Here is a 16,819-nt window from a genome sequence, read left to right on the forward strand (position 1 = left end):
CAAGCACTTCAATTAAAAGCTCAACATGAAACATCTTTTCATTCTCTGCTGCCTATTCCTAAGTTTCGCAATTCATGCACAAAAAAACAAATCAGGAGGCTTACTTAAGCCTGAGCAGGCACTAATGGATATTCGCCATTATACCGTAGCATTAGAAGTAAAACCAAGCACACAGAGCATCAGCGGTTATACCGAAATAGACCTGATAACCGATAAAACTACCGATGTGTTGCTTTTTGACCTGGTAGAAACTTTTACGATTGATAAAGTATGGGTAAATGGCAAAGAAGAAAAGTTTAAGTTCGATAATGAGTTAATCCGTATTACACTAGCATCGCCTTTAGCACCAGGAAAGGCAAAGGTGAAAATTCAATATGGTGGCAAGCCTATTATTGCCCCTCGTCCGCCATGGAAAGGTGGTTTCACTTGGGCGGCCGATACAATAGGTACACCTTGGATTGCTATTACTTGTCAGAGTCAGGGCGCAAAAATGTATTTTCCGTGTAAAGACCATCCAAGCGATGAGCCAAACGAAGGTGCCGATTTGATTATAACTGTACCGAAAGGATTAGTGGTAGCAGGGCCGGGTTTATTACAAAGCCAGACAACCAAAAAAGACAAAAGCACTTTTCATTGGAAAACCAATTATACTATCAATAATTACAGCATCCTTTTCAATGTAGGTAAGTTTAAAGTGGTTTCCAGAAATTATACAACTGTCAACGGTAATACTGTGCCGATACAATTTTATGTGTTGGAAGAACATGCAAACCTAGCTGAGAAACATCTGGATATATTTGAAAGGATTATTAAAACACAAGAAAAATATTTTGGCGAGTATCCGTGGGTAAAAGAAAAAATAGCTATTTGTGAAACGCCACATCTTGGCATGGAGCACCAGACTATGAATGCCTATGGTAATAAGTTTAGGTACGCACTAGTAGGAGGGCAGGATTTCGATTGGTTGATGCACCACGAATTTGGGCATGAATGGTGGGGTAACAAGGTAACAGGCATTGATTGGGCCGATATGTGGATTCAGGAAGGAATATGTTCTTTTGGCGATGCGCTATATACCCGTGAACATGAAGGCGAAGAGGCGTACCTGAAAAGAATGGCACGCACAGCCCGTGCTACTCAAAATAAATTACCCGTAGTTTTAGGCGAACACATGGATGCTGATACAGTGTATCATGCCGATATTTATGGTAAAGGTGCATTTTTTATGCACACGATGCGCTATATTATTGGCGATGATATTTTCTTTCCGGCATTGAAGAAATTCGCTACCAGCCCTGAATACACTTATGATAACTTGGTTAATACCAAAAATGTAGAGGCTTTTTTCAGCCGTGAATCAAAGCAGAATCTAAAACCCTTATTTGATTTTTATTTGCGCTCAACCCAGAAGCTGGAGGTAGATGTAAAGCAAACTGGCGACGAAGAATACCAGATTGCTGCGCTCAATTATACGGAGCCTTTACCGATCGATATTGAGCTTGATGGCAAAATAGAACGCAAAATAATTGGTACACAACCTATTAAAGTGAAGAGTAAAATGGCTCCGGTGGTCGATCCGAAAGTATATTATCTCAAAAAAGTGATTTATGAGTAATAGTTTTGCACTTAGAGTAGGTTTAATATTGTTTTTCTGACCGAAAAGGTACTTTAGGAGGTCAAATAATAATATTTAGACCTACTCTTGTTGCAGGACGTATGTAAATCTACTAATTTTGCATTTTAGAAACCTATCATGACAGAACAAATTCTTATTCTTGATTTCGGCTCACAATTTACACAATTGATTGCCCGAAGAGTTAGAGAACTTAACGTGTATTGCGAAATACACCCTTTCAATAAAGTCCCAGCCATCACTTCTGAAATAAAAGGTATTATCCTTTCGGGTAGCCCGTGCTCAGTACGTGAAGAAGATGCGCCATTCGTTGATTGGCAAGCGTTTCCGGCTGAAATCCCGGTTCTTGGTATTTGCTACGGTGCACAGATGATGGCCCAGACAGGTGGCGGAGAAGTGTTGCCTTCGTCTATCAGAGAATATGGCCGTACAATCTTGAACAAGATAGATAACCGCTATGCTTTATTCAAAGATGTTGCCGATAATACGCAGGTTTGGATGTCGCACAGTGATACCATAGCCAGCCCGCCAACCGGTGCCGATATTATTGCTTCTACTGAAACCGTAAAAGTAGCTGCTTTTAAATTGCATGACCAACCTCGCTATGGTATCCAGTTCCACCCAGAGGTTACACATACACTACAAGGTAAAACAATCATCAAAAACTTTGTTGTTGATATTTGCGAATGTTCTCAGAGTTGGACACCGACCTCGTTTGCAGAAGAGTCAATCAAAGAGTTGAAAGAAAAACTAGGCGATGATAAAGTCATCATGGGCTTATCGGGTGGCGTTGATTCATCGGTAGCTGCTACTTTAATACACCACGCCATAGGCAAAAACCTTTATTGCATATTTGTAGATAATGGTCTTTTGCGTAAAAATGAATTTGAAGAAGTACTTGAATCATACAAAGGCTTAGGACTGAACGTAATCGGTGTTGATGCCAGAGAACAATTCTATACTGCACTTGAAGGCTTAACTGACCCTGAAGCTAAACGTAAGGCTATCGGCAAAACATTCATTGATGTTTTTGATGCCGAGTCTCACAAAGTAGAGGGTGCAGCATGGTTGGGGCAAGGCACTATTTACCCCGATGTAATTGAGTCGGTATCTGTAAAAGGGCCTTCGGTTACAATCAAGTCTCACCACAATGTAGGTGGCTTGCCTGACTTCATGAAGCTGAAAGTGGTTGAGCCGCTAAGATTGTTATTTAAAGATGGCGTGCGTGAAGTAGGTAAATCATTAAATATCCCTGATAATATCCTTGGTCGTCACCCATTCCCCGGACCTGGTTTGGCAATCCGTATTCTTGGCGATATTACAGTTGATAAAGTAAAGATTTTACAAGAGGTTGATGCTATTTTTATCAATGCACTAAAAGACAGTGGTCTTTACGATAAAGTGTGGCAAGCAGGAGCTATGTTGTTACCGGTACAAAGTGTAGGTGTAATGGGCGATGAGCGTACTTACGAAAAAGTAGTTGCGCTACGTGCCGTAACAAGTGTAGATGGTATGACAGCCGACTGGGCGCACTTGCCTTATGAGTTCCTTGCCGATGTGTCGAACGAAATCATAAACAGAGTGAAAGGTGTAAACAGAGTGGTATACGATATTAGCTCAAAACCACCTGCAACTATCGAATGGGAATAATTCTCAAATCAAGCATAAATAAAAAAGCTCTTTCAACCGAAAGAGCTTTTTTAGTATATAACATTCAAAGAATATCTCTATTAATTGGCACTGATTTCTCTTAATTGAAGTTTATCAGCATTTGCTAATTTATCGCTTGTTTTGTTGTCTACGGCTTTGGTTGCTGTAGCTTCAGTGCTTGCAACTGCAACTAATTCTTCTTTGGCTTTTCTAGCCTGAAATCGTCTCACTTCCAGCCAGTTTGCTACTAGGAAATAACACACCAAGAGGAAAAGTATAAAGAAACAAAGCTCTGTATTGCTGAAATATAACCTGGCTGAATAAGTCATAACTGTCAGCAAAATTGTAACAGCATAGAGTGTAAATGACGCCTGCATATGAGATAGTTTATTATCTATCAGCAAATGATGCATGTGCATGCGGTCTGCCTTGAATGGCGACTTGCCTCTTAAAATACGTACCGAAAATACACGGATAGTATCGAAAATTGGCACAACCAATATAACAATGGCAATGATTGGCGCACTCACAAACGAACTGCTTGGATCCCAAGCGTGTAATACATTAAAATGGATGAACTTTACAGCCAATACTGTAATAATATAGCCGATAATCAACGAGCCTGTATCACCCATGAATATCTTATTATTCTGCGAGAAATTGAATCTTAAAAAGCCTAACAAAGCACCTGATAAACAAAGTGCAAGACAAGCTAGCGAATAATGGTGATTAACCAAAAACCAAAGACCAAAACCACCGCTGGCAATCATGCCTATACCACCTGCAAGGCCATCGATACCATCGATAAGATTAAAAGCGTTAATCATGGCTACAAATATAAAAATTGTAAGCCCAATACTAAGTAAATAAGGAATTTCGCCTATACCAAATATGCCAAAAAGGTCAGAAATACGTAAGTCACAACCAACCACAACAATGGCCGAGGCTATAACCTGAATACCTATTTTTTTAGTCGGAGACAGCGCATATAAGTCGTCTTTGATTCCTAGAAAGAACAAAATTGTCATTCCGGCAAAAACTTTATGTAATAAAATACCTTCATCACCAAAATTCCATATCATGTAGCCAATCAATATACCAGCAAAAATGGCAACTCCGCCAAAAGTAGGAGTAGGAGTGCTGTGCGAACTTCTTTTAACAGGGTTATCCATTAAACCACGAAGTCCACTTATATTGATGATAACAGGTATTGACCGCAGACTTATAAATAATGCGATAATAGCTGAAATAAGGATCTGGATGTTTTTATCTGGTATTAGTGATTCAAATGTGGGAAACATTAGATTTTGATTTTAGATAATACTTTTGGGGTATCTAATTTTACAAAATAAACACTTTTTTTTTTCTTAAAAGAAAAAAGTGAACTTCTTTTTGCTATTTTTTTTATCAAATGGCGATAATCCTCTCACGTACGGCTTTGGCAGGATTTCCTTGGTAGATCTGATAAGCATCAAGATTGTGTGTGGCAACAGAATTAACGGACAGAACCGCATGAGAAAAACAGGTAACCCCTGTACAAATAATAGATTTAGCACCTACCCACACCCCATCTTCAAGTACTATGTCTTTAATAATGAGGTCAAACGCTTCTTTTTTATAATCATGGTTGCCTGATAAAAGCAAAGCCCCTTGCGAAACGCAAACGTTATTGCCGATACTGACTTTACCAATGTTATCTATCCAAACGCATTCACCAATCCAAACGTTATTACCTACTACTAAGTTCCAGGGTGCTTTTATGTTTACCTTTGGTTTTAAAGTAAGACCCTTGCCAATTTTAGCCCCAAAGGCTTTTAAAATAGCTTTTTTTATTGGCCCTGGTATTGGCAAATACGAATTTATAAATATATGGTTGGTAATAAACCATATAAATGTTATCAAAAAACCTCGTGTGAGCGTTGATTCTTTATACCAGTCGTTATTGAATTTTGATAAGTCTGTTTTATTCATTTAGAAGTGTTTTTGATGAAAAAGTAACTTAAACTCAATAAATAATAGATTGATAGATTCGTTGGGTGAAATTATGATATATTAAACGTATTTCACCAACGGGTTGAATTTTAGATACTACGTAATTTATTAATCAACAAGCCGCTTTTGTGTCGACCTTCATCCAGACGGTCGGAAAGGTATGTTTTTGTTGCTTCAAAGTGCTTTTTGTAACTCTCTTTATCGCCCATTTCTACAATGTTGGCCCACTCGTGCACAGCGGTATGAAAAGCAAGGTCTTCTCCTCTGATACTTTTATCAAACAAGGCCGACTGAATAGATTCTTCCAGTAAGTCTTCATTCATAAAAAGATACTCTGCCATACCCACTCTGAGCTTGAATGGTGGCGTTTGGCACACAAGATTACGGTATGGGTTTGTGCCTAACTTATGCCAGGTATCTACCATTGCCAGTAAACTCAGGTGTGAGTTAGGCTTATGACCTTTATCCTGACTAAGGCTGAACTCACTCATGATTTTATCATCGAGCATCAGCGTATCATCTTTATCCTTAAAAACGTGGTCTCGTGCAGCATAAATGCGCTTACGGAATTTCTTTTCGTCTTCTTCTATCATCATTTCAAACAATTCCATTTCGCAATTGGCATATTTTCTTACATCTTTCTTGGCATAAGGGTTCAATAAAGCCAATCCCGAATAAACGTGAAACTTGTAACTATAGATACGCAAGGTCATCAGAAACTTTACATTATCGAGCCCATTGGGGTGTAGCGGATTCTCCCACGGATACACTTTGCGGTGCATACAGGCCGTACCGATACTCTCAAAACCCACGTGTGTAATGGCTTGTATGTCGGCCATCATTTTATCATGCTCGTGGTAATCGCCCAACTCATGTATAATTGAGCCTATTCTACTGAAAATATCAAGCGCCTCATTAAATGCCGAGTTACTCGCTCTATGATTAATAACAACCAATGTCTGGTTTTCAGGGTTAACGCTTGGGCCATACAAGGCATGGCAGGTAACAATCTGCGCATCTTTGGGTAAATGCTCTTCAAATGCAGCTATTTCCGGTGCTTTTACAGAGGTTTGCCCGGCTACAATAGCACCATATTTTGTTGCGCCGCCACATTGGGCCACTACTTTATCAATATTTTCGGCTTCTACCGAGTACAGTATAAAATCACATAATCTTGAAACTGCAACACCATCTTTTAAGATTTGTACGCCAAAGGCTCCAAGTTCTTCCTGTAAACTGTCAAAATTCTTTGGGAGGTCACAACCGTACACTTCAAACCCTGATTTTGCCCATATCCGGGCAAACATCTTACCCATGTCTCCCAATCCAATAATCCCTATCTTCATTTTATCTATTTTAATTAGGCGATTTAGAAATATGCTATAATTTTGCGCGATTTTATTTTAATCTGCAGCGCTTTCGGTGATGCATAAATCAAACTACAAATTAACAATAAATATAAATCAATACGAACTAAATTTTCGAAATGCGTACAATCCTATTACTTATCGTTTCTAATACCTTTATGACCTTCGCCTGGTATGGGCACTTAAAAAGACCAGACCTGCCTATTTGGAAGGCTGTGTTAATCAGCTGGGGAATTGCCTTCTTTGAATACGTTTTTATGGTTCCGGCCAATCGTATCGGTTATGGACAATTTAATGCTTTTCAGCTCAAAACTATTCAGGAGGCTATCACGCTTGTTGTCTTTGTGATTTTTGCCGTACTGTACTTAAAAGAGCCTTTAAAGTGGAATTATCTTGTAGGTTTTGGGCTGATATTTCTGGCAGTTTGGGTGGTTTTCAAAAAATAAAATAAGGTTTTAACTAAAGAGTTGACCCGTGTTGCTTACTAAGTTTTGCGGTTGGTTAATGTAAAAACCTGGGACTTATACATAGTTTAGCTCAACAGAAAAAAACTGTTATTTATCAAATTCAATGATATGTTCGGAAGCGTATGAATCATCACCAGGTTTGATACGCTTCACGAAAAATCTTGCTTTTTTACCTAATTTCAGGCAAGTATTTTTGGCCTCAATATCTTCTTGCGTGTTGAGTGGTTGTAATGACGGATACCATAGAATATACCCTGGTTTTTCGAATACGAGTTGAGGGCTTGTCCAATCCTGTGAGTTATTGCCCTCGGTAAGGTCAGCATTTTTGTTGAACGAAATGTAAACTTTATCGCCTTTCCATGATTTTCCTTCTGATTTTGCCATCATCATTACCCAGCAATTAAGATAAGTATTCCAGCTAACCGAAGGCCCCCAATGAAACCCATTAGTTGGTGCTGAAGCAGGGCCGCCACCTTGCTCCATAGGTATCTGTAACGACCTAACAGGCGTGCCAATGCCATTATGTGTGGCATTAAATCCTTTGCCGTCCCATCTTCTGGCTTTTCCGACCGGATTGTCTAAATCTGACAGCGCAATACGAGCTATACTTATGCATTGGCCTGCCCATTCTGTTTTTGGATTGTAGGTGTTTGCTTTATACTCACCCGGATAACCATATTCGCCATAGAACAAATATAGGTAGTTCCCGCTTACTACGGCCGAAGGGTCGCCTACACCGCCTGCAAAAGTGTTGGAGGTATTATGTGGTTTTAAAATCATGCGTGCATTCAAATCTTCAATAAATATTCCTTTATTTTCCCAGCTTTTACCACCGTCAACCGACTTCATGATGCCGATTCTGCAAACTGCCGCAGGGCTGGTTTCTCCTGTTAAACCTTGAGGCCACTTTTCGTTTTTATAACCTTCGCCAGTCTTTGCATCGAAGGGTAAAGTCTGAGGATAATTCTCATTATGATACACAGCATACAAAGTTTTACCGGTGGCATCTTTAGACGACTGATAAACGGTTTCGAACCAAACTGCCCCGTGCAAACCCGCTTGGCCAACCGGTGCATTAGCAGGCATATTTGGCGAATGGAAATTTTCTTTAGGGCTCTTAAATACTTCTTCGGCATTTTTGCCATCGGCATATTTCAGGTCTCTGGCATATCCCCAAAGTGGGTCTTCTCCATATTTGCCCGGAAAAATTCTGAAAGTATCACCCACCCAAACCTCAGCCATATTGCAATCAACAAAGGAGTTGAAAGTAATTTTTTCGGAAGGAATCAGTTTGAATTTCGGGCTGAAGGTTTCTTCATTGTTTCTATTAGAGCAGGCATTCAGCAAAAATGCAAGTGTTGCAATAATAATTGTGGCTGTTAAAACTTGTTTTTTCATAGGTTAAATAGGTAGTAGTTTATCTTTTTAATAATAGGCTGCAAAGGCAAAACTAATTTGTCTTTGGTTCATTAAACATCAAACGATTACCAAACGGGTCGGTTAATTCCATGATGTAAGAATCCCAATGTGAATCTTTTACTCCGGGTTTGAAATAACGGTAATCTTTAGCTTGCAGGCTTGCACAGTATTCTTTCAGCCCTGTGTAGTTAATCATGATTTTAGAACCGGGTGTGGCATCGCCATAGTGTTCTGAAAGGTGCATCACAATGTCGCCTTTTGAGATTGACATATAAAGTGGGAAGTTGTCGCCGAAACGATGCTCCCAATCGACCTTAAAACCAAGCCAGTCGATGTAAAATTCTTTTGCTTTGTCAATATCAAAAATTCGGAAAACAGGTGTTATCGTGTTCATTTTGTTAAATGTTGTGATTTACCAAAATTACTATTTTCTGAGTTATCTATGGCTTAAAAACGAAAAAGGATTGCAAATTTCTCTGCAATCCTTTTTCAATGAATATTTCCAAGACTTACTTCTCAGTTAAGCCATATTTACCAACATATTTGTTGTAAAGTCTTTTTTGTTTATCATCAAGGTTGATTTTCTTACCTCTGATAAACGCCTGCTCAACTTTGCTTGTACGCATATCCAAAATATCACCTGCTGATACCACAATAGTAGCGTGTTTACCAACTTCTAGTGAACCTACTTGTTTGTCGATACCCAAGATTTTGGCATTGTTTAGCGTAATCATTTTCAAGGCATCTTCTTGTGCCATACCAAAGGCAGCGGCTGTTCCGGCTACGAATGGTAGGTTACGAGTACGCCAGAATTCTTCGGTATAATACATACCTACCGTTAAACCTGCTTTGCTCAGTATACCAGGCAATTTGTAAGGGTTCCAAACATCTTCGTCGGCAGTGTTTGGTAGGCGGTGCGTACCATTTACAATTACCGGAATATTGTTTTCTTTCAAGAAATCGATAGCTAATTCTGCTTCTTCACCACCTACAACTACTATTTTCTGGATTTTGTATTTCTGTGCAAGTTTCACAGCTTCAACAATTTCTTTACCGTAATTTACACGAATAAACAATTGTTTTGAGCCATCATATAAGCCTTTCAATGCATCAAGACGAGCATTTTTAGGATTTGGATTGCTGATTTCTGAATAAGCCAGGGCTTCAGAGAAAATTTGCTCCAACTCATTTTTTTGCTCAACGTATTTTTCGTTTTTCTTGATAGCAAACTTCATTTCTTCAAAGCTGAACTGACGGCTTACCAATGCCGGGTAGTTCAACCAGATACCATCATCTTTTTTCAAAGCGGCATCTTCCCAGTTCCAACCATCATACTCCATAATAGCTGAAGTACCCGAAATAATACCACCTTCAGGTGTGCTTTGGCCTATTAAGATACCATTTCCTCTAATCGTCGGAATTACCTCTGAGTCAGTATTGTGCGCAATAAGTGCTCTTACGTGCGGGTTGAACTCACCTGTTTCCCGGTTATCTAAAGTTGCTCTTACAGAAGCAATCTCAACAAGCCCTGCCAATGCAGACGGCGCAATGATACTCGGATACACCGATTTGCCTGCTACATTGATAACCTCTGTTGCACCTTTATCAAAATTAACCGAAGCATCGCCAATGGCGGTAATAAGGCCTTTGTCGAATACTACTGTGCCATTCTGAATAATCTTGCCATCGCCTACGTGAATAGTGCCTCCCACTAGTGCAATTGGTTTAGTTTGTGGTTGTGCAGGCGCCTGATTCTGAGCCTTTAAACCCAAAGTTAGTAGTGCTAAACCAAGAACTGTTATATATTTTTTCATCTGAAATCTTTATTTTGAATTAATTGCTTGTGATTAATGCTTAGTGTTTTTCGTGAGAATGGTTAAATTCTGTCATTTCTTCACTTGACTCGCCACGGTTCTCTGTTACACCCATTTCCATGATAGTATCGCAGTGAATTTGTAGGTTACGGCGTGGTGCAGGTCTTTGCGTTGGTGCGCCACCTGATTTTTCAGCCAACATTTTTAACATTAATCTATTACGTTCTTTGGCTACTTGTTGACGCATCTGGTCGTCTTTCTCAACATCAAAATAAACTGTTCCGTCAATAATAGTTTTTTCAGGGCGAGCATAAATTGAAAGTGGGTTGTTGTTCCAAAGTACTACGTCGGCATCTTTACCTGCTTTGATACTTCCTAAACGGTTGTCAAGGTGAAGCATTTTGGCTGGGTTAAGGGTTACCATTTTCCATGCATCTTCTTCCGACACACCACCGTATAATACAGTTTTAGCAGCTTCCTGATTCAAACGACGAGCCATTTCAGCATCATCAGAGTTGATGGCTGTATTTACACCCATTTTGGTTAAGATAGCAGCGTTGTAAGGAATCGCCTCTTTAACCTCCATTTTGTATGCCCACCAGTCAGCAAAAGTAGAAGCAGCTACACCGTGGTTTTTCATTTTGTCGGCTAGTTTGTAACCTTCCAATATATGCGTGAAAGTATTGATGTTGAAGTTGAAAGTTTCAGCAACTTTCATCATCATGTTGATTTCAGACTGTACGTAAGAGTGACAAGTGATGAAACGTTTTTTGTTGATGATTTCAACCAATGCATCAAGTTCAAGGTCTTTTTTAGGAGGCGTTACACCGTTTTTGTTTCCTAATGCATTGTATGCTTTCCATGCTTTTTCGTATTCTGTTGCTCTCTGGAACGCATCCATGTAGATTTGCTCAACACCCATACGAGTAGCAGGGAAACGACTTGTAGCCGATGAGCTGTTACCTTGTTTTACGTTTTCGCCAAGGGCAAATTTAATGAAACCATCAGCACCTTTAATCAATAAATTGTTCGGATTCTCACCCCATTTTAATTTAATCAATGCCGATTGTCCACCGATACAGTCAGCCGAACCGTGTAATAGTTGCGATGAAGTAACACCACCTGCCAACTGACGGTAAATATTGATGTCTTCTGAGTTTACTACGTCTTCCTGACGAACTTCTGCCGATACACTTTGGATTTCGTTGATTGAGAACAAGGCAATGTGCGAGTGCTCATCAAAAATACCGTTTGTAAGGTGTTTGCCCGTTCCGTCGATAGTTTTAGCACCTGCCGGAGCTGAAAGGTTTTTGCCTACTTTTGCAATTTTACCATTTTGTAACAATACGTCGGTATTTTGAACAATACCTTCGCTTTCGTTGGTCCAAACAGTAGCGTTTTTAATCAACATTGTTTCTTGTTGAGGTTTTGTTTCGCTACCATAAGCCGTAAACGGAAACAAAATAGTACCCGCTACCGGAGTTTTAGCTTTTGCTGTATCTTTTTTGGCTACATCTTTAGCCGCTTCTTTATAAATAGCCGACCATTTTACTTGTTTGCCATCTGGCAACACACCATCACCTTTTATGTTTTTGCCATCATAATAACCGCTCAAACGAGTATCGCCGGCATCTTTTCTATCTAATTTGGTGCTGATAGTGAAAAGGTCTGACAGACGAGTAACTTTAGGTGTTGTTTTAATAGTATCGTTTGCAATTATCTGGTATTCTGGTTTGTCTACTTTGCCAGAAATATTCAGTTTTAAGCCTGTTTTGTTGCCAACTGATAAATCATATACACCTCTTATATCAGTTACGTTCATGTCGCTGATGATGTATCTCTTACCTTGAATCCAGTTTTCGTAAATTACGTTGTCTTTGCTGAAAAGGTTATCAGAAGTGATAATGAAGTTGGCAATCATGCCTTTTTTAAGGCTTCCTAGCATATTATCGACTTTCAATAATTTGGCAGGCGTAGAAGTTAAGGCTTCAAGTGCTTTGCTTTCAGATAAACCGCTTTCAATCGCTTTTCTAAGGTTTGTCCAGAAATCAGCTTTGTTTCTTAGTGAGTTAGTAGTTAAAGCAAAGTTGATACCTGCTTTTGCTACGTAGCTAGCGTTGAATGGAGCCATTTCCCAGTGTTTCATTTCTGTTAACGAAACCTGTGCTGCATCAAATGGGTCTTCAACATCATAGGCAGTCGGGAAATTTAAAGGTAAAATCAAAGAGCTACCAGTAGCCTTTATTTCGTCGATACGTTGGTATTCGTCGCCAATGCCTTTAAAGATGTACTGAACTTTAAATTCTTTACCAATTTTATCACCTCTTAAAATACCCAATTTATCGTTCGCATCGTAGATTTGCGGTAAATCCTGAATCTCGTTAAACGCTTCTAACGAAAGGTTTCTTTCTTCTTTGTTACCACCTTTTTTGTACCACTCTGCATCATAATAAGTCTGGCGAAGCAATGCCACCGAACCCATCATTGAAACCGGATACGATTGCGTAGAAGTACCTTTGTTTAATGAATAATGCGCCGATGCTTTTTCTTTCAACAAAAGCTCATGCTCTTTGCCTTCGCCTAGTGTAACCAATGCTCCAGAACCTCTCACGATACCATCAGCAATATGAACCGAAGCTGCACTGAAACCGATTTTTCGTAGTTCGGCTGCTTTCTGTGCATTTGCTTTAAACTCTTTTCCTGCTGCTATTTCTGGTTTTACTGCTTGGTTCCAGTCGTAAGCACCTTTTTTGTTGCTTTCAAACTGCGCAGGGCCACCGAAACCACGGCCACCTTGTGGACGAACGATTTCTGGCATGCCATAGTCTGAATAAATGTCGATAAGGCCCGGGTAGATTCTTTTACCTTTAAGGTCATAAGTTACTGTTCCGGCCGGAATTTTTAAATCTTTGCCAACCGATTCAATAATGCCATTTTTAATGTAAATCATGGCGTTATCAAGCACCGTCTGGGCATCAACTACGATAGTTGCATTCTTGAACGCATATTGAGCCGGACGCTCATCGTACGAACCATTTCGAGGGAAAGTAACCTGTGAAAATGCTTGTATGCTGATGAATAAAATGAAAAAACTGAGAAGAATTTTTTTCATGGAGAGGTTTGTGATGTTTGGTTAATGATTTTGCGAAATTGATAATTTTGCCTTAATAAACAAAACTATTAATACTTTTGTACTGATTATCGTCTAAATGCAAAAAAAACGCTTTTAAAAGTGAAAATTAATAGACAGAGTGCAATCTCGAAATTTAGTTTTTTTTCGGCTGAAAGAATCCCTTTTTTGTTCATTATTGACTTTGAGGGAGATGAATGTGTGGTAGAGCCGCTTGACAGGATTAATAGTAAAGAACTTAAGTTTTGGGTGAATGGAAAAACGAATGTAAAAGCCGAGGCCGATAAGACCAGGCCACAAAGCAAAGAAGTACTATTAAAGAAGTTTCCGATTGATTTTGCGCAGTATAAAAAAGGCTTTGACCATGTGCAGCAGAATATTTTTAAGGGGAATAGTTTTTTAACTAATTTAACCTGCGAAACGCCCATCAGTTTAAATATTAGTCTGCTCGATGTTTTTAAAAGAAGCCAGGCAAAATATAAACTCTGGTGGAAAGACCAATTTGTGTGTTTTTCGCCCGAAATATTTGTGCAGATTGATGAAAACGGCAAAATGTCGTCGTTTCCGATGAAGGGTACTATCGATGCATCGATACCCAATGCAGAAGCTATTTTGCTAAACGACCAAAAGGAATATTACGAACACACTACCATTGTAGACCTGATTCGAAACGACCTGAGCAGCGTTGCCGAAAAAGTATGGGTCGAGAAATTCAGATACATTGATACTATAGAGACCCAAGACCAAAGCCGATTATTACAGGTGAGTTCGCAGGTAAGTGCCTTGCTACCCGCCGATTGGCAGGAGAATCTGGGTGAAATTATGTTTAGAATGCTTCCGGCTGGCTCAATATCGGGTGCACCAAAGGCTAAAACCGTTGAAATCATTCAGACAGCAGAGCAAGAAACCTACGTGAGTTCAGAAACCAAAATCAATAAACGAGATTTTTACACAGGTATTTTTGGTGTTTTTGATGGTAAATGCCTTGATTCTGGTGTGATGATTCGGTTTATTGAGCAAAAACCAGATGGTAGCCTCAGCTTTAAAAGCGGTGGCGGTATTACGGCCAACAGCATAGCCGAAAAGGAATACGAAGAAATGATTCAGAAAATATATGTCCCTATTGTTCGAGACCATACAGTTACAAAACCGTCAGTTGCACAATCTTGCTTATCATAATCGTAGGGTAGTGCAAAGCAAAAAGGCATTGTTGGGCATTGATGAAAAGATAGACTTAGCAGCACAGATTCAGATTCCTGACTGGGTAGGCGAGGGGCTGTATAGGTGCAGGGTAAGCTATAAGCAAGAGATTGAGAAGATTGAGTTCTTTGCGTATCACTACAAACATCCAAAGTTGATTCAGTTGGTAGAAGATACAAGCCTTGTGTATCCTTATAAGTTTGAAGACCGAAGCCGATTTCAGGAAGTGCTGGCGCAAAACCCCAATGCTGATGATGCCTTGATTACACATAATAATCAGCTAACCGATGCCACTTTTGCAAACATTGCCTTTTTTGATGGGAAAAACTGGCTTACGCCCGATACTCCCTTGCTGAATGGTACTAAAAGACAGGCTTTATTAGATAAGCGTTTATTAATAGAAGCGCCCATCAAGACCGCTGATTTAGCGCATTTTAAGCAGCTAGCCTTGATAAATGCCATGCGAGATTTAAACATTGTTTACGATTACAGTTTTCACCAAAACCACCTTATAATTGATGGCAATCATTGAAAACCTTATTATCGGTGCAGGCCCTTCGGGCTTGTCGGTAGCCGGAAGGTTACGAAAACTGGGGATACCTTTCGAGATATTAGAGAAATCCGATACCGTGGGCATTGCCTGGCGAAACCACTACGACCGCCTGCATCTGCACACCGATAAGAAGTATTCAGCGCTGCCACATTTACCATTCCCTGCCGATTACCCGACTTTCGTTTCTAAAAATCAATACATAGCCTACATTGATTCCTACTGTGCGCATTTTGCCATAAAACCGATTTTTGGACAAGAGGTAATTTCTGTCAAGAAAAACGGCAAGCATTGGCTTGTAACAACCCAAAACAAAACCTACGAAGCAAAAAACGTATTGGTAGCTACGGGCTACAACCGAGTGCCTAAAGCCCCAACTTTGAAAGGACAAGCACAATTTAAAGGCGAAATACTGCATTCAGAAAAATATAAGAACGGCAATCCCTACAAAGGCAAAAACGTATTGGTAGTAGGCTACGGCAACTCAGGTGCCGAAATAGCGCTTGATTTATATGAAAGCGGAGCAAAGACTTTTGTGTCAATCCGAAACCCTGTTAATATCGTTAAGCGAGAGTTTATGGGGCGTTCTACGCAGAGCATGGCTATTTTCTTTATCCGTTTTGGCAATACTTTTTATGATTTTATAGCCAGACAATTCAAGAAAATGTTGCTGAAAACTGTGGAAGGAACGAATATTCCGATTTCGCCCTTAGCACCGTCGGAGCAATTGCGTACACAGGGTAAAGTATCTGTAATTGATGTGGGCACATTGGCACAGATAAAAGCCGGAAATATAAAAGTAATGCCTGATATTGAGTCATTGAGCGAGCACGAAGTACTATTTAAAGATGGGCAGCAACTAAAGATTGATGTTATACTGATGGCCACAGGCTACTACGCAAGGCTCGACGAAATAATTGAAAATATAGCCCCTCTACTCAACGAAAGAGCATACCCAAAAGCCATGTGGTTTGACGAAGAACCCTACAAAGGCTTATATTTTGTAGGCTTTAACCTGCCCCTAACCGGAATACTGAGAGATATTAACTTCACTTCTGAGAAAATTGTGAAGCAGATAATGAAGAGAAAGTAGTTTTTTGGCTAGTCGTACATTCGTACGAATTCGTACATAATTTGGTACGTACGAACGAGTAATGGTATTTTCACTACTCGTATACTCGTACGAATTCGAACAAAAAGTGTTCGTACGAACGACTTTAGTAAGCATATTTATTTTAATAAAATACTCATTATCAATATATTATTATATTAATATATATATAAATATAAGATAGAATAATACACTAAACAACCACTCGTTCGTACGAACACTTTTTGTTCGAATTCGTACGAATGTACGATTTACATTTAGAGACAATTTTCGGGTGTAGATTGCTATCTAGTTATATAATTCGTTCGTACGTACAAATTATGTACGAATTCGTACGAGTGTACGATTTGCATTTAGATATAGTTTTCGGGTATAGATTTCTATCTAGTTATATAACTCGTTCGTACGTACAAATTTTGTTTGAATTAGTATGAGCCTGTACGAATTATAGGTGTCCCTGTATAAAAACTTATTGGAATCTCCCCA

Annotated in this window: 13 protein-coding genes; 6 read left to right on the top strand and 7 right to left on the bottom strand. The window is 39.4% G+C overall.

Annotated elements, in window-relative coordinates:
- Positions 1-25 precede the first annotated feature (25 nt).
- On the top strand, positions 26-1,615 hold the full coding sequence (locus WAE64_RS09950; protein WP_340236214.1) for a M1 family metallopeptidase: 1,590 nt from the start codon (positions 26-28) through the stop codon (positions 1,613-1,615).
- A gap of 138 nt (positions 1,616-1,753) precedes the next feature.
- Positions 1,754-3,283 (top strand): glutamine-hydrolyzing GMP synthase, encoded by a 1,530-nt coding sequence (gene guaA / locus WAE64_RS09955; RefSeq protein ID WP_340236215.1) that lies wholly within the window; start codon positions 1,754-1,756, stop codon positions 3,281-3,283.
- 80 nt (positions 3,284-3,363) lie between these two features.
- Here the strand turns inward: guaA and WAE64_RS09960 are convergent, their stop codons facing one another.
- The 3 genes from WAE64_RS09960 to WAE64_RS09970 form a co-directional block, all read right to left on the bottom strand.
- A complete protein-coding gene (locus WAE64_RS09960; RefSeq protein ID WP_340236216.1) occupies positions 3,364-4,584 on the bottom strand; it encodes a glycosyltransferase family 4 protein in 1,221 nt (406 codons plus the stop codon).
- A gap of 106 nt (positions 4,585-4,690) precedes the next feature.
- A complete protein-coding gene (locus WAE64_RS09965; RefSeq protein ID WP_340236217.1) occupies positions 4,691-5,254 on the bottom strand; it encodes a WcaF family extracellular polysaccharide biosynthesis acetyltransferase in 564 nt (187 codons plus the stop codon).
- Between the two features lie 110 nt (positions 5,255-5,364).
- Positions 5,365-6,621 carry an NAD(P)-binding domain-containing protein gene (locus WAE64_RS09970; protein WP_340236218.1) on the bottom strand — a complete coding sequence of 419 codons (1,257 nt, stop codon included), beginning with the start codon at positions 6,619-6,621 and terminating at the stop codon, positions 5,365-5,367.
- Positions 6,622-6,761: 140 nt separating this feature from the next.
- On the opposite strand from WAE64_RS09970, the gene WAE64_RS09975 reads away from it, so the two are divergent.
- Positions 6,762-7,088: a DMT family protein gene (locus WAE64_RS09975; protein ID WP_340236219.1), complete on the top strand. Its 327-nt coding sequence runs from the start codon at positions 6,762-6,764 to the stop codon at positions 7,086-7,088.
- Positions 7,089-7,196: 108 nt separating this feature from the next.
- Here WAE64_RS09975 and WAE64_RS09980 read toward each other — a convergent pair whose 3' ends face one another.
- The 4 genes from WAE64_RS09980 to WAE64_RS09995 form a co-directional block, all read right to left on the bottom strand.
- Positions 7,197-8,507 carry a hypothetical protein gene (locus WAE64_RS09980; RefSeq protein WP_340236220.1) on the bottom strand — a complete coding sequence of 437 codons (1,311 nt, stop codon included), beginning with the start codon at positions 8,505-8,507 and terminating at the stop codon, positions 7,197-7,199.
- A 52-nt stretch (positions 8,508-8,559) separates the two neighbouring features.
- A complete protein-coding gene (locus WAE64_RS09985) occupies positions 8,560-8,922 on the bottom strand; it encodes a glyoxalase superfamily protein (RefSeq protein ID WP_340236221.1) in 363 nt (120 codons plus the stop codon).
- 115 nt (positions 8,923-9,037) lie between these two features.
- Positions 9,038-10,342, bottom strand: coding sequence for an amidohydrolase family protein (locus tag WAE64_RS09990; protein ID WP_340236222.1), 1,305 nt, complete (start codon positions 10,340-10,342; stop codon positions 9,038-9,040).
- Between the two features lie 40 nt (positions 10,343-10,382).
- Positions 10,383-13,454 (bottom strand): amidohydrolase family protein, encoded by a 3,072-nt coding sequence (locus WAE64_RS09995; protein ID WP_340236223.1) that lies wholly within the window; start codon positions 13,452-13,454, stop codon positions 10,383-10,385.
- Positions 13,455-13,574: 120 nt separating this feature from the next.
- Between WAE64_RS09995 and WAE64_RS10000 the strand changes: the two genes are divergently transcribed.
- Genes WAE64_RS10000 through WAE64_RS10010 form a run of 3 tightly spaced genes read left to right on the top strand, consistent with a single transcriptional unit; the run spans position 13,575 to position 16,315 of the window.
- Positions 13,575-14,651, top strand: coding sequence for an aminodeoxychorismate synthase component I (locus WAE64_RS10000; protein WP_340236224.1), 1,077 nt, complete (start codon positions 13,575-13,577; stop codon positions 14,649-14,651).
- Positions 14,652-14,661: 10 nt separating this feature from the next.
- Positions 14,662-15,204: an aminotransferase class IV gene (locus WAE64_RS10005; protein WP_340236225.1), complete on the top strand. Its 543-nt coding sequence runs from the start codon at positions 14,662-14,664 to the stop codon at positions 15,202-15,204.
- On the top strand, positions 15,191-16,315 hold the full coding sequence (locus tag WAE64_RS10010) for a flavin-containing monooxygenase (RefSeq protein ID WP_340236226.1): 1,125 nt from the start codon (positions 15,191-15,193) through the stop codon (positions 16,313-16,315). The genes WAE64_RS10005 and WAE64_RS10010 overlap by 14 nt, the downstream gene beginning before the upstream one ends.
- The last annotated feature ends 504 nt before the right edge of the window (positions 16,316-16,819 follow it).

The organism is Emticicia soli, from assembly GCF_037860775.1.
Classification (GTDB): domain Bacteria; phylum Bacteroidota; class Bacteroidia; order Cytophagales; family Spirosomataceae; genus Emticicia; species Emticicia soli.